Raw genomic sequence first — 13,823 nt, 5'->3', positions numbered from 1 at the left:
AGCGATATCGCCAGGTTGCCGCTTACGCAGCGGGCGTTTCGATCGCCTGCCGGCGCTCGAGTCACTTTTCTTTTGCTGGCCCAAAAGAAAAGTAACCCAAAGAAAACGGCCTCAAGAGCTGGTAGCACTCCGTGGGATAGAAGCGTTGGAAGGTTTGCGCGATCGGGGAGTTGGTTGCCCACGGCGAGACACAGCGGCTACCCCGCAACGCGCCAACGCGGTGAGGACCTAAAGCAGGTCCGGCCGAGGGTGGAAACGCTTGCGGTATCCGGAGGTGCAGATGGCCACCCCAACGTCCACGCCTTAAGCCCTCTGCGCTATGGCGCGTTGCGGGGTAGCCGCTGTGTCTCGCCTTGGGCCGCCACTAATTCAGCTGGCCACGCCCGTCAGGCTCGTATTCCGCGCCATGCTATGAGCTCTGGCTCTTTAGGCCATTTTCTTTGGGTTACTTTTATTTTGGGCCAGCAAAAGAAAAGTGACCCGGACCGCGGCAGCGGTTCGGAACGCCCGCTGCGTAAGCGGCAAGCTGGCGATATCGCTCGGTCAACGCGTGACCGCAAGCACCCGCCCCTCATCCCACCTTCTCCCCAAAGGGGAGAGGGCAAAGGCGGGCTTAGCCGTGCTTGCGGAAGTACAGCCAGGCCACCAGTGCCAGCACGACGGCGGGCAGCAAGTTGGCGAGGAACGGCGGTACGCCATAGACGGTGCCGAAGTTCACCATCGCCTTCTGCAGGAAGTACCAGCCGATGGCGAGCAGCATGCCGATGAACATGCGCTTGCCCAGGCCGCCCGAACGCAGCGTGCCGAACGCGAACGGCATGGCGCACAACACCAGCACCAGCACGTTCAGCGGATAGAGCGCTCGCGTCCAGAACGCCGAGGCATACACGCCGGGATTCTGATTGTTCGCTTCCAGATAGGAGATATTGCGCCGCAGATCGCGCATCGGCAGGTATTGCGGCTGGATCACCGATTGCTCGAGCACCTGCGGATTCAGGTGCGAGTCCCAGCGCTGGCTGGGGATCGTGGTGCTATGCACGCCCTGCTCATCGAGGGTGGAGCTGCGTACCTGGCTCATCACCCACTGCCGCCCGTCGTGCTCGGCCGTCTGCGCCCAGTCGAAGTGGGTCACCTGCCCGTCGGGCGTGAGCGTGAACACGCGCACGTCGTGCAGCTGCACCGTGGCATGCGTGCCATGGCGTTTGGCCGTCCAACCCTTGGCATTGATGATGCGATCGCCGTCGCGCGCCCACAGGCCGGAAGCGCCACCCAGGCCCACGTTGTTGGTCTTCAGGCGCAACTGCATTGCCTGGGCCTGCTGGTCGCCCCAGGGTGCCGCGGTCTCGCCCAGGATGACCACGCCCACGATCAGGATGGCCACCACGCCCACGGCCGCCACGGCGATGCGCAACTTCGACAGGCCACACGCGCGCAGCGCGGTGAGTTCGTTGCTGCTGGCCAGGCCGCCCAGGCCAAGCAGGCCACCGATCAGCGCGGCATTGCCGAACATCTCGTACAGGCGACGTGGAAAAGTGACCAGCACGTAGACGACGGCATTGGTCAAGGTGAAGCCGTTCTTGCCTACGTTGCCGAGCTGGCGCAGGAACTGAAACACGGCGTCGAGGCCGGTGATTACCAGCCACACCATCAACATGGCGCTGAGCACGGTGATGCCGACCAGCCAGTCGACCCGCTTGATGCGCAACGCAGCGATCACGCGGCCACCTTGCGCGGCTTGCGCTCGACGTATTGGCTACGGAACATCCACGCGGCAATGCCAAACACGATCAAACTCACCATCCACATCGGTCCCGCGTGATGCCAGTGGCCCTTGATGATCTGGCCACGACACAGCGCCAGCAGCAGGTAATAGAAGTAGAAGCTGAGCACGGCCAGCAGCAGGCGGCCAAAGCGCGGCTCGCGCGGCGTCTGACGCGAAAGCGGCATCGCCAACATCAGCAGCACCAGGGTCATCGCTGGCGCAATGGTGCGCCAGGCGAACTCGGCGCGGGTATCGGGCGTCTCCATGTTCAGCAACGCCATCGTGGTCAACGATGCGGCGGGATCTTCCTCGCTGTTGTCCGCCTGGACGCTGGACAGCGACGCGTCGTTGCGCTCGTACTTCATCTTGCGCCAGTTATCCGCGCCCAGCGGGAGGTCGTACTGCCAGCCGTCCTTCAACGCCAGGAAGCGGTCGTTGCCGTCGCTTTCCTGATACAGCTGGCCACGCTTGCCGGTAACCACCTTCACATGCGTCACTTTGTCAGCGCCGACGCGCTCGGTCGCAATGAATGTATTGCCAAGCTGGCTGCCATCGCGACTGAGCTCATCGACGAAGATGATGCCGCCCCGGCCTGGCAATTCGGTGAAGCGTCCGGCATCGAGGCCGGCGGCGATCACCGAGCGGTTGGCCGCGGCCACCAAGGCGTCGGACGTGCGCACGGCCCAGGGCCCCAGCCATAGCGACACCGCGCCCACCAGGACGGCCACGCTCAACGCGAGTATCGCCATCGGGCGCAATAGACCGTCGGCACCCATGCCCGACGAGGCGAGCACGTGCATTTCGCTCTCACGGTACATGCGACCCAGGCCAAGCAGGACACCGAGGAAGGCCGACAGCGGCAACAGCGTGGTGAGGCCGGTAAGCATGTTCAGGCCCAGCACCTGGAACATCACGCTGGCCGGAAAACTGCCGTTGGCCACCTGCTGCAGCACGTGCGCGAACTGGGTGCCGGACATGATGGCCAGCAGCACGATGGCGGTCGCGGCTACGTTCTGAGCCAGCTCACGCAGGAAATATCGATCGAGGATGCTCAGAAACGGTCCTCACGCACGAAGTAGCCCGCGGCGCGAGGGGCGCGCCTGAAGGACGGGAAACAACCGTTAAGTGTACGTGCTATCGCCCGGGTCATGGGGACAGGTTCTCCACATGCGATAAGATGAAGGGCTTGGCGCCGCGCCTTTCGAGGCCGGCAAACCCCAAGTCTAGCCTGTCCGAACCTTTCCGGACCTTTCTGCAGGACATTACATGACTCTCCAGTTCAGCCTTGGCTCCGCCGCTCCCGAAACCGTCGATACCGCTTGCGTGGTGGTCGGCGTCTATGAGAACGGGATGTTCACCAGTGCCGCTGCCCGCGTCGACACTGCCGCGCACGGCGCCATCAAGCGCCAGGTCGAGAGCGGTGACATCAACGGCAAGGCCGGCACCACGACGCTGCTGTATGCGCCCGAGGGCGTCACGGCCAAGCGCGTGCTGGTGGTGGGACTGGGAACGCAGAAGACCCTGGATGGTGCACGCTACCAGCGCGTGAACGGCGAAGCGGTCCGTGCGCTCGGTCGCCTGCCGATCGACAGCGCCGTGTCCTACCTCAGTGAAGTCGACGTGCCCGGCCACGATGCGATCTGGCGTGTGCGTACCGCCGCGCTGGCCGCCGATCACGCCGCCTACCGCTACACCGCCACGTTCAAGCCGCGCGACAAGAGCCCGCAGCCGGAGCTGGGCGCCCTCACCCTGGCCGCCAGCCACGAGGCGCAAACCGGCCTCGACCAGGCTGTGGCGATCGCCGAAGGCGTGCGCTTTGCGCGTGAGCTGGCCAACCTGCCGCCGAACATCTGCAATCCGGCTTACATCGCCACCCAGGCCAGCCAGTTCGCCGAGCAGCACGACAAGGTCAGCTGCACGGTGCTCGATCACGTAGCCATGGACGAACTCGGCTTCGGCTCGCTGCTCGCGGTCGGTCGCGGCTCGGCCAACAAGCCCAAGCTGGTGGTGCTTGAGTACAAGGGCGGCGCCGACGGTGACAAGCCCTACGCGTTCGTGGGCAAGGGCATCACCTTCGACACCGGCGGCATCAGCCTCAAGCCGGGCCCCGGCATGGAAGAGATGAAGTTCGACATGGGCGGCGCCGCCGGCGTGCTCGGCAGCTTCGTCGCGACGGTGAAGCTGGGCCTGCCGGTCAACCTGGTGTGCGTGGTGCCGGCGGTGGAAAACATGCCCGACGGCGACGCCTATCGTCCCGGCGACGTGCTGACCAGCCTTTCCGGCCTCACCATCGAAGTGCTCAACACCGATGCCGAGGGCCGCCTAATCCTGTGCGACGCGCTCACCTACACCGCGCAAACCTTCCAGCCGAAGGTGCTGATCGATGCCGCCACGCTTACCGGCGCCTGCGTCATCGCCCTGGGCAAGCATGCCAGCGGCGTGATGAGCAAGCACGACGACCTCGCCGCCGAACTCGTCGCCGCCGGTGAAAAGGCACTCGACCGCGCCTGGCGCCTGCCGCTGTGGGACGACTACCAGGTGCAGCTCGAATCGGGCTTTGCCGACGTCGCCAATATCGGCGGCAAGAACGCCGGCGCGATCACCGCTGGCTGCTTCCTGGCGCGCTTCACCGAAGGTCAGCGCTGGGCGCATCTGGACATCGCCGGTACCGCCTGGGATGAAGGCCGCAAGGGCCTGGCCACCGGTCGCCCAGTGTCGCTGCTGGTGCAGTGGCTGATCGACCGCAGCGTCTGAGTTCCAACCAACGTCATTCCGGCACCTGCCGGAATGACGATCCCCGTCCACTCGCCCCGGCTATCAGCCCATGCCCCGTGCCGATTTCTATCTGATCGACAAGCCGCGCTTTCGCGAGCAACCGCTATTGCTGGTGTGCGAGTTGGCCAAACGCGCCTATGCATCGCAACAGCCCACGCTGATCCTCGCCCGCGACTTCGCCCAGGCGGAGGCGATCGATGAAATGCTGTGGGCGTTCGAGGAAGACGGCTATATCCCGCATCAGCTGGCCGGTGACGACGACGACGCGAACACGGCCGTGCTGATCGTTCCGCCAGGCATCGATACCGCCGACCGGCCCTTGCAGATCAATCTGCGCGAGGTCTGCCCGGCGGGCCAATACGATCGCGTGCTTGAAGTGGTGGCCGCCGATCCGGCGGAGCGCGAGGGCTCGCGTACGCGCTGGGGCGAGTACAAGCGGCGCGGTTTTGAGGTGAACAAGTTCGATATGTAGGCGGGGTGGTTTGCCCGCCTGGATGCAGGTGAGGTGACGTGGTTGCGGCGACGCTCAGGAGAGCTAAGAGATCGCCTGGTCAACCCGCATCAGCAACCTCCCGGACATCCGCTTCCGCCGCCTCCAGATGCTCCATGATGGCGTCGACAAGCTGCTCGCCGGTAAGCGGTTTGCGCAGGAACCCGTCCATCCCTGCCGCGCGCGCAAGCGCCTCCTCGTCACCACCCGAGCGAGCAGTGATCGCCACAATGGGCACGCGATGACCCGCTTCCTCACGCTGCCGGATGAGTCGCGCGATCTGGAAGCCATCGATACCCGGCAGGTCCAGATCCAGCAGGATCACATCGCACGGCGCCTGGGCGAGTTCGGCCAGGGCTGCCAGGCCGTTCACCACATAGCGCACGTCATGGCCCGCTCGCTCCAGCAAGCCACGGATCACGGCTGCGACGATCGCGTCGTCTTCGACCAGTAGCACGTTGAGCAAGGGTGCGGGTGCACGTTCGCCGCGCACCATGGATGCGTCATGCCATTCCGGTGCGAGCGGTAGTGGCAAGCGCACATGGAACGTGCTGCCGTAGGCCACCTTCGACTCCAGCTCGATGCTGCCGCCCATCATCGCCACCAGTTCGCGGCAAATGGCCAGGCCGAGCCCGCTGCCGGCCCGCCGTTTTGGACCGGTCGCCTGTTCAAAACGCTCAAACAAGCGCGCCCGGCTGGCTTCAGGAATGCCAGGACCGGTGTCGATGATGCTGAAGCACAAGCCGTGCTGGGTGCGCCGCGCACGCAGCGTAACACTGCCGCGCTCGGTGAACTTCATGGCGTTATTGGCCATGTTGAGCAACACCTGCTTGATACGCACGGCATCGCCAATCATGCGGTGCGGCAGGTCGTCGGCTATGTCCACATCGAAGCGCAGGCCCTTGGCATGCGCCTGACTCTGTTCGAGATGAGCCACGTCGTTGACCAGCGAACGCGGATCGAAGGGCGCGAGTTCCAGATCCAGCTTGCCCGCCTCGATACGTGCCAGATCGAGGGCGTCGTTGAGCAACTTCAGCAGCATACCGCCCGAGCGTTGCATGGCTTCGGCGTAATGATGCTGGATCTGGCTAAGTGGTGTGCTCAACAACAATTCCGCCATGCCGATGACACCGGTCATCGGCGTGCGTATCTCGTGACTGAGCGTGGCGAGGAATTGGGTTTTTGCCGCACTCGCCTGTTCTGCCAGACGGCTGCGCTGCTCGGCCAGCTGGATCTGATGGCGATGTGCCAGTCGACGGCGCCATGCCTGCAAGGCCAGCCAGATCGCGAGCACGGCCAGCAGCACGTAGCCGCACCACGCCCACCAGCGCGCCCACGGCGGCGCCTGCACGTGGATCTGCAGGGGCGCTGACAGACTTACCCATTCGCCATCGGCGCCTGCCGCCATCACGTCCAGGGTGTAGTCGCCCGTCCCCAGGCCGGCGAAGTCGCGTTCGCCACGGCTGCCGGTGTCCACCCATGCGGTATCCACGCCATGCAGGCGAAAACGGTAACGGTTGGCGGCGGGGTCGATGTACGAGAACACGCGCGACTCGACATTGAGGCCACGATCCTTCCAGCCGACGAACAGCTCGCCGGATGAAGTGATCGGAATATCCTCCACGATGCCGTCGCGAAGAACGCTGACGCGCGTGATCCCCAGCTGCGGTGGCGTGACGTGCTCGTCAATGCGATTGGGATTGAAGCCCATCACGCCGCCAAGGGTGGGCGCGTAGATGGTGCCATCCGCGGAGCGTCCGAATCCGCGCAGAAATTCGCCGTTGCTCAGGCCATCCTGCAAGCCGAGTTGGCGGAAGCGGCCGCTGACCGGGTCGAAACGCCAGAGGCCATCGCGGCCGAAGATCCACACGCGCCGATGCCTGTCCACCGCCAGATCGACCACGTTGATGGACGGCCACCCGCGCGCACCATCAACCTTGCGGTCCAGCGCCAGGCCATCGCCTTCGTAGTGATAGTGTTCGAGTCCGTCGGGTCGCGCCATCCACAGGCCGTCTTCGGTAAAGTCGAAGGCATCCACGGCCTGGTTGTTGTTGACACCCGGCACGGGCTCGAAATGATCGCGGGTGCGATCCAGTCGCAACATGCCACCATCGCTGGCGTACCAGAAGGTTCCGCGGTTGAGCGTAATCTGGCTGCCCCAACGAGTCTTTTCGTCCGCCGGCAAGAACGGCACCGGCGAGACTTCCATGGTCTCCTGATCGACACGGAACAAACCCTCGCCAAACGTACGTGCATAGAGCTTGTCATCAGGTCCGACCTCCACTTCGAGCGGATGCCGCATACCCTTGCTGCTTGAAGGCACCATATCGAGCTTGCCGTTGCTGTAGCGAAACAGCGCGCCCTGCACGGTGATCCACAAACGCGACTGCGCGTCCTGGGTCATCCCCAGCACATCGCCGCGTAAGCCGGACAGCACATGCTCGACCGCGCCGGTGGCCGGCCACAGCTTGTCCACGCGCCCATTGCGTTCACCCACCCAGATCGAGCTGTCCCAGCCTCGGGCAATCGCATGCGCCACCGAGTCGCGCAGGCTTAACTCATCGTCGGGGATATGGGTGAAACGGCTGACACTGTTCCAACCGGGAGCCAGATAGGCCACGCCGCCATCGAACAGGGCGATCCACAGGCCGCCTTCGTTGTCCGTATGGATTTGCCACACCCACGTGCCTGGCAGGTTGCCGTAAAGCACAGGCTGGTTGATGACCCCTTGTAACGGCGCATCCTTGCCGTTCTGCAGGAACAGTCCGCGCTGGGTGCCCACCCATAAACGCTTGGCACCGTCACGAACACTTGTCAGCACATTGGTTTCGGGAAGCTCGCCACGCCCGACCTGTCGAGCGACGTCATGACGGCCGACCACGAACAGGCCATGCGACGAAGCGATGCGTATCTCGTCGCCGTCCCCTTCGATGCGCCAGGCGTCCAGCGCCTGTCCGGCTCGATCCGTCGTAATCGCATGAAATACGCCAGCCGCATCGCGACGAAATACGCCGTTGTCACTGCCGACCCACAGCTGCCCGCGCGCGTCCACGAACAGGGCGCCGACCGTCCCCAGCGCGGCCGGCTGGTCGCCCGCCGGCGGCACCACCACGTGATCGAAGCCACGACCATCGACACGCATGTGATCAAGACCCGCAGCCGTGCCGACCCAGAGGGTGCCATCGCCGGTCTGCGCGATCGACCAGGCCTTGTCGCTGCTCAGGCTCGACGGATCCTTCGGCTCGTGTCCCCAATGCTGGAACGCATCGGAGCGCTCGTCATAACGATTGAGGCCCGCTTCCAGCCCGGCCGCCCACAGATGCCCACCCCGGTCGAACACCAGGGCGGAGATGCCATTGTTGAACAGTGATTGCGGCTCGTCCGCCACATGGCGGAACACCTTGAAGCGGACCCCGTCGTAGCGGGCGATGCCACTTTTGGTGCCAAACCACATCGCACCATCCGGCGCTTGCGCCATGGTGTACACACTGCTGCTGGGAAGCCCTTCGGCCGTGCCGTAGCGACGGAACTGCGGCGTTGGCAACGTAGCGGCAGCCGGAGGCGCAACTGTGGTGGTGGTCACCGCAGCCGTGGGTGTGGTTCCGAACAGGAACACGCTGAGCAGCAAAGACGGCAGCATGGACTCCCCCCAAGTCGTTCGATGATGCCAGACCCTTCGCGTCAGGACGAGCCGCGGCCCCGTGAGGACCGTCGAGGCGGCGGTTGATCGGCGTATCCCTACCCGGTGAAGGCGGCGCCACGCTCGACCCGCGCCCCGATGCCTCCCAGGCTCTACCATGCAGCGATGTCCCGACGACTACGCTGGCTGCTCGCTGCTATCGCCCTCGCCGCCCTGCTATGGCTGTTGCTGGCCATTGCCGAACGGGCACTCGCCCTGGCGCAGCGCTTTCTTGGCCTGCCAACCTGGCTGCAATGGACCTTGGGCGCCACGCTGGCCGTGTTCGCCATTGCCGGGCTTGCCGTGCTTTGGTGGCTGGTAAGACCTCGGCGGAAGCGCAAGGCCGTACCCGCGCCCGATCGCGGCGCGCTGGAACGCCGCGTGGAACGCCTGCGCGAGCAGGGCGCCGATACGCATGCGCTCGGCACCGAGCTGCTCGAACTGGATCGACGCCGCGCCACCGCCCGGGTGTACGTGGCATTGTTCGGCGAAATTTCGACCGGCAAGTCCACCTTGATCCGCGCGCTGTCGCCGTCATCCGCTGCGCGCAGCGATGTCCGCGGCGGCACGACGCGGCAGGTGGCGCACTTCGACAGCGCTCTCCCCGATGGCCGCACGCTGGTCATCGCCGATGTGCCCGGCAGCCGCGAGGCCGATGGCGCGACCCACGAAACCCTGGCCCGCGACGAGGCGTTGCGCGCGCATGTCGTCATCTACCTCTGCGCGGGCGATCTCACCCGCACGCAGGTGGAGGAAGTGCGTTGGCTCGCCGACTTCGGTAAACCCCTGCTGTTGGTGCTCAACAAGGCCGATCAATGGAGCGCGCACGAGCTGGATCTACTGCGCCAGCGGCTGCGTGAGCAGACCAGGGGAATGGCGAGCAGCGTGGTCACGGTCAGCGCAGGCGGCTCCGAGCACTTCCGGCGACAGCTGGCCGACGGCGGCATGGAACAGGTGGAACGCCAACGCAAGCCGGCGATCCAGGGCCTGATCGGCGCCTTGTCGCGCCTTACCGCCGCCGGCACCGAAAGCCTTGAGCCGCAACGCGAGCATGCGGTACTGGCCGGCCTGCACGAACGCACCGGGGCCCTGGAAGCGCAGACGCGTGCCGCAGAAAGCGAGCGCGTCGTTCGCAAGTACGCGCGCCGCGCCATCGTGGGTGCGATGGCGGCAGTGGCGCCCGGCAGTGACCTGATCATCCAGGGTGCACTGGCTGCCGCGCTGACGCGCGAACTGGCAGCCCTGTACGAGGTCCGCGTGAGCGACGTGCAGATCGAGGACTTCGTGCAGCAAGCCAAACTCACCCTGCGCACCGGCAGCTCCATCGTGCTCGCGATTGCGGGCAATGCACTCAAGGCATTTCCCGGCCTGGGCACCCTCGGTGGCGGCGTCCTGCATGCGTTTGCCTACGCACTGATCTTCGACAGCATGGGGCGCGCCCTGGCCAGCTCGCTGGCCGAGCGCAAGGCGCTGGACCAGGACGATGCCAGCGCGCGACTCAAGACCTTGCTCACCGAGACCGGCGGTTCCCGCCTTCGCCAATTGGCCACGCTTACCATGGATACGCTGCGCGAACGCGACGAGGGTCATGGTCCTACACCCGGCTGAACGCGACTGACTGAGCTTCATTCGGGAAACAATATGTTCTGTCGAGGCTGCTGGCATCGCCGCCGCCGTTCGTCCAGACTTCGGCCCATGACCAGGTCGCGCCTCCAACGCTGGGCCCTATCCCTGTTCGCCGGCTTGCTGCTAAGCGCTGGCGCGCAGGCGGCGCCCGTCGCTTATCGCTACGACACGACGCACAGCCAGATCGTTTTCAGCATCGACCACAACGGTTTCTCGCGCCCGTTCGGGCGATTGCATATCGCCCAGGGTTGGCTACGCTTCGATCCAGCGGACTGGAGCCAGTCGGCGACCGAGCTGGACATCGACCTGACCAGCATCGACATGGGTGACGAGGCGTGGAACGCCGCCGTGCGCAAGCCCGCCTATCTGGATGCCGAGCGCACGCGCTACGCGCATTTTGTCAGCACCTCGGTAGAGCGAAAGGACGATCAGCACGGCGTGCTGCACGGCAACCTCACGCTGCGCGGGGTAACCCGCCCGATCGATCTTGCTTTCACCGTCAACCGCATCGGCACCACCATCTACGGCCTGCGTACCACCGCTGGCTTTTCCGCCAACACCATGCTCAATCGCGATGACTTTGGCATCACCGCCACCCCGAATTCGATCGGCCATGGCGTCAGCGTATGGCTGGAACTGGAAGCGATCCAGGACGATCACGTTCAAACCACCAAGGAATCACCATGAGTCTGCGCAGCACCCGTCGCCAATGGGGCTCGGTCGCCAAGTTTTTCCATTGGACGACCGCGCTGTTGATCATCGGCAACGGCATCTTCGGCCTGGCCATGGACCTGGCCAGTTCGCCGATGCAGAAGATCAATTGGCTGGCCCTGCACAAATCGATCGGCCTCACCGTGCTGGCCTTGCTGCTGTTGCGATTGCTTTGGCGCTGGGGCGACCAGCGCCCGGTGGAGGAACCCGCACCGCGCTGGCAGAAGATCGTCGCGCATGCCGTGCATGGCACGCTTTACCTGCTGATCGCCGCCTTGCCGCTCAGCGGATGGTGGTTCAACTCGATCGTGGGCAAGCCGCTGCAGTTCTTCAAGCTGTTCAATCTGCCGGCGCTGACGGCCGCTGATCCTGCCATGCGTCACACCGCGCACGAGTTGCACGAATATTTGTTCTGGATTCTGGTGGCCGTGCTGGTGCCGCACATCGCCGGCGCGCTGAAGCATCACCTGCTCGATCGCGACAATGTCTTGCTGCGCATGCTCCCCTTCCGTCGCCTGCGCGAGAGCTCCCCCTCCCAAGGAGAACCCCGATGAAACACCTTGCCCTCAGGCACCTCGCCCCGTTGTTGCTCGCCCTGGCCTTGCCCGGCCTGGCCAGCGCCGCTGACTACACCGTGCAGCCGGCCGCCAGCAAGCTCGGTTTCACCAGCAGCTTCCAGGGCCAGTCATTCGATGGCACGTTCGGCAAGTGGACGGCTGCGATCAGCTTCGACGCGGCCAAGCTCGCCGCCTCCAAGTTCGACGTCCAGGTGGATCTGACCAGCGCCAAGACGGGCGACAACGACCGCGACGGCGCCCTGCCCGGTCCGGACTTCTTTAGTGCTGCGAAATTTCCGCAGGCGCATTTCGTCACGACGGGCTTTCGTCAGAACGGCGCGCAAGTGATTGCCGATGGCAACCTCACGCTGCGAGGTGTAACCAAGCCGGTGAGTCTCAATATCACGTTCAAGCCGCAAGGCAGTGGCGCGACGCTGGACGTGAGCGGCTCGGTGAAGCGCCTCGATTTCGGCGTGGGCGGCGGCGACTATGCCGACACCTCGGTGATCGGTGCCGACGTGAAGATCAACGCACATCTCGTGCTCGCCGCAAAGTAACTCGCTGACATGGCGGTGGATACGCTGTGGCGACGCTTGCGTGGCTGGCTCAAGCCAGACGCGTCCGTCGCCGCAGCGCCCGGCGCTACCGCCAGCACCGATACGGCGCAGTCGCGCATGACGGCAAGTCTGCGCAGCCTGCTCGACGACCCCACCATATCCCCATCCATCCGCAGCGATCTTGCTGCGGATTTCGGCCGCATCGAAGCGATGCTTGAGCGGCTGGAGCGCGGCGAGTTGCACGTGGCGGTGTTCGGCCGCGTCTCCGCCGGCAAGTCGGCACTGGGCAACGCCTTGCTGGGACGCGAGGCGTTCGCCGTGGGGGTGCTTCACGGCACCACCAGCGCAGCCCAGCAAGCCACGCTCGATGAAGCGATCCAGGACGGCCTGGTGCTAATCGATACACCGGGCATCAATGAACTGGATGGCGAGGCTCGCGAGCGCCTGGCGTTCGATGTGGCCGAGGTCAGCGACCTGGTGATCTTCGTTGCCGATGGCGACCTCACTCGCGATGAGCTGGACGCCATCCACACGCTCGCCGCCACACAGCGCCCCGTGCTGCTTGCCTTGAACAAAGCCGACCGTTATCGCGCGGATGAACGCGAAGCCCTGCTCGATCGATTGCGCGAGCGCACGTCCGGACTGGTACGGCCGGAGGATGTGATCGCCGTCGCCGCGCGCCCCTCGCCTGAGCGTGTGCTGGACGTCGATGCGCGTGGCCGCGAACATGCACAGGAACAGCAGCGTCTACCTGATGTCGCGGCGCTGCGCGAACGCCTGCTGGCCATCGCACAACGCGAAGGCAAGACGCTGTCCGCACTCAATGCAGGCCTGTATGCCGGGCGTCTCACCGATCAGGTGAGTGCACGCATTGCCGCCAGCCGGCGCCAGTTGGCGAGCCGCCTGATCCGCCAGTACTGCATCGCCAAGGGTCTGGCGGTGGCGCTGAATCCGATCCCGGTGGCGGATCTGTTGGCCGCGGCGGGGCTCGATGCAGCAATGGTGGTGCAGCTGTCACGCGTCTATGGTTTGCCGCTGACCCGCGCTGAATCCGGCCGCCTGGTCGCGGTCATTTCCGCGCAGCTCGCGGCCCTGATGGGCGCGATCTGGGGCGTGCAGTTGGTGGCGTCCACGCTCAAGGGCGTGAGTGCTGGGCTTTCCGTGCTGGTCACCGCCGCCGCACAGGGCGCCTTGGGCTGGTATGCCACGGTCTTGATCGGGCGCGCCGCGGAGCGCTATCTCGTCGCGGGAAAATCTTGGGGCGACCAGGGCGCCAAGCGCGTGGTCGCGGAGATCATGGCCAGCCTCGATCGCGATTCGATCCTGCGCGAAGCACGCGAGGAAATTCTCAGGCGCCTGAAATCACGCTGAGTCGCCAGCACGAGCCCCGGCCAGAAACGTCTTGACGGTGACCGCATCAAATGGCCAGTCCAGCTCGCGGCCATCGTGATCATCCCGCAGCACCGGCACGCGAACGCCGTAACGCTCTTCCAAGGATGCATCGTCATCGACCCAAACGCTGTCGAAATCCGGCGCGCGCGCCTCCGCCATCACGGCCAGCGCCTGGTCGCAAAGATGGCAGTAGTCGCGTTGGTAGAGCACGAATCGCATCGACATGGACGGCAGACGATACGCCAGGCTGCGATCGTCGGCGAGTACGTTGTGA

At 65.0% G+C, this 13,823-nt stretch carries 11 protein-coding genes; 7 read left to right on the top strand and 4 right to left on the bottom strand.

The features are described 5' to 3' along the window. Positions 1-613: 613 nt before the first annotated feature. Together lptG and lptF are read right to left on the bottom strand one after the other, a co-directional pair. Positions 614-1,714, bottom strand: coding sequence for an LPS export ABC transporter permease LptG (gene lptG, locus OUZ30_RS16295; protein WP_266183562.1), 1,101 nt, complete (start codon positions 1,712-1,714; stop codon positions 614-616). Continuing rightward, positions 1,714-2,811 (bottom strand): LPS export ABC transporter permease LptF, encoded by a 1,098-nt coding sequence (gene lptF / locus OUZ30_RS16290; RefSeq protein ID WP_266183561.1) that lies wholly within the window; start codon positions 2,809-2,811, stop codon positions 1,714-1,716. Before lptF ends, lptG begins: the two co-directional genes overlap by 1 nt. A gap of 217 nt (positions 2,812-3,028) precedes the next feature. Between lptF and OUZ30_RS16285 the strand changes: the two genes are divergently transcribed. Both OUZ30_RS16285 and OUZ30_RS16280 read left to right on the top strand, forming a co-directional pair. Then, a complete protein-coding gene (locus OUZ30_RS16285; RefSeq protein ID WP_266183481.1) occupies positions 3,029-4,516 on the top strand; it encodes a leucyl aminopeptidase in 1,488 nt (495 codons plus the stop codon). 70 nt (positions 4,517-4,586) lie between these two features. Continuing rightward, complete coding sequence (locus OUZ30_RS16280) at positions 4,587-5,009, top strand: DNA polymerase III subunit chi (RefSeq protein ID WP_266183480.1); 423 nt, start codon at positions 4,587-4,589, stop codon at positions 5,007-5,009. 79 nt (positions 5,010-5,088) lie between these two features. Here the strand turns inward: OUZ30_RS16280 and OUZ30_RS16275 are convergent, their stop codons facing one another. Beyond that, positions 5,089-8,667 carry a hybrid sensor histidine kinase/response regulator gene (locus OUZ30_RS16275; protein WP_266183479.1) on the bottom strand — a complete coding sequence of 1,193 codons (3,579 nt, stop codon included), beginning with the start codon at positions 8,665-8,667 and terminating at the stop codon, positions 5,089-5,091. 165 nt (positions 8,668-8,832) lie between these two features. Between OUZ30_RS16275 and OUZ30_RS16270 the strand changes: the two genes are divergently transcribed. The 5 genes from OUZ30_RS16270 to OUZ30_RS16250 all read left to right on the top strand — a co-directional run bounded on the left by OUZ30_RS16270 (position 8,833) and on the right by OUZ30_RS16250 (position 13,528). Next, positions 8,833-10,314 (top strand): GTPase, encoded by a 1,482-nt coding sequence (locus OUZ30_RS16270; protein ID WP_266183478.1) that lies wholly within the window; start codon positions 8,833-8,835, stop codon positions 10,312-10,314. Between the two features lie 87 nt (positions 10,315-10,401). Further along, positions 10,402-11,019 carry a YceI family protein gene (locus OUZ30_RS16265; protein ID WP_266183477.1) on the top strand — a complete coding sequence of 206 codons (618 nt, stop codon included), beginning with the start codon at positions 10,402-10,404 and terminating at the stop codon, positions 11,017-11,019. After that, positions 11,016-11,597 carry a cytochrome b gene (locus OUZ30_RS16260; RefSeq protein WP_266183476.1) on the top strand — a complete coding sequence of 194 codons (582 nt, stop codon included), beginning with the start codon at positions 11,016-11,018 and terminating at the stop codon, positions 11,595-11,597. Before OUZ30_RS16265 ends, OUZ30_RS16260 begins: the two co-directional genes overlap by 4 nt. Beyond that, a complete protein-coding gene (locus OUZ30_RS16255; RefSeq protein ID WP_266183475.1) occupies positions 11,594-12,157 on the top strand; it encodes a YceI family protein in 564 nt (187 codons plus the stop codon). The genes OUZ30_RS16260 and OUZ30_RS16255 overlap by 4 nt, the downstream gene beginning before the upstream one ends. 9 nt (positions 12,158-12,166) lie before the next feature. Next, complete coding sequence (locus OUZ30_RS16250) at positions 12,167-13,528, top strand: GTP-binding protein (RefSeq protein ID WP_266183474.1); 1,362 nt, start codon at positions 12,167-12,169, stop codon at positions 13,526-13,528. Here OUZ30_RS16250 and OUZ30_RS16245 read toward each other — a convergent pair. Then, the gene (locus OUZ30_RS16245; protein WP_266183560.1) at positions 13,520-13,768 is read right to left on the bottom strand and encodes a glutaredoxin family protein; all 249 of its coding nucleotides are present in this window, start codon (positions 13,766-13,768) and stop codon (positions 13,520-13,522) included. The two genes, OUZ30_RS16250 and OUZ30_RS16245, sit on opposite strands and share 9 nt — an antisense overlap. Positions 13,769-13,823 lie beyond the last annotated feature (55 nt).

The organism is Dyella humicola, from assembly GCF_026283945.1.
GTDB lineage: Bacteria > Pseudomonadota > Gammaproteobacteria > Xanthomonadales > Rhodanobacteraceae > Dyella > Dyella humicola.
The sequence above is the reverse complement of the archived record's forward strand: the minus strand, read 5'-3'. Positions and strand labels throughout refer to the sequence as shown.

What these genes read in the sequence shown, in the direction of transcription:
- OUZ30_RS16260 (WP_266183476.1), top strand. Translation starts at nt 11,016, where the DNA reads ATGAGTCTGCGCAGCACCCGTCGCCAATGGGGCTCGGTCGCCAAGTTT.
- OUZ30_RS16265 (WP_266183477.1), top strand. Translation starts at nt 10,402, where the DNA reads ATGACCAGGTCGCGCCTCCAACGCTGGGCCCTATCCCTGTTCGCCGGC.
- OUZ30_RS16245 (WP_266183560.1), bottom strand. Translation starts at nt 13,768, where the DNA reads ATGCGATTCGTGCTCTACCAACGCGACTACTGCCATCTTTGCGACCAG.
- OUZ30_RS16280 (WP_266183480.1), top strand. Translation starts at nt 4,587, where the DNA reads ATGCCCCGTGCCGATTTCTATCTGATCGACAAGCCGCGCTTTCGCGAG.
- OUZ30_RS16270 (WP_266183478.1), top strand. Translation starts at nt 8,833, where the DNA reads ATGTCCCGACGACTACGCTGGCTGCTCGCTGCTATCGCCCTCGCCGCC.
- OUZ30_RS16275 (WP_266183479.1), bottom strand. Translation starts at nt 8,667, where the DNA reads ATGCTGCCGTCTTTGCTGCTCAGCGTGTTCCTGTTCGGAACCACACCC.
- OUZ30_RS16250 (WP_266183474.1), top strand. Translation starts at nt 12,167, where the DNA reads ATGGCGGTGGATACGCTGTGGCGACGCTTGCGTGGCTGGCTCAAGCCA.
- OUZ30_RS16255 (WP_266183475.1), top strand. Translation starts at nt 11,594, where the DNA reads ATGAAACACCTTGCCCTCAGGCACCTCGCCCCGTTGTTGCTCGCCCTG.
- OUZ30_RS16285 (WP_266183481.1), top strand. Translation starts at nt 3,029, where the DNA reads ATGACTCTCCAGTTCAGCCTTGGCTCCGCCGCTCCCGAAACCGTCGAT.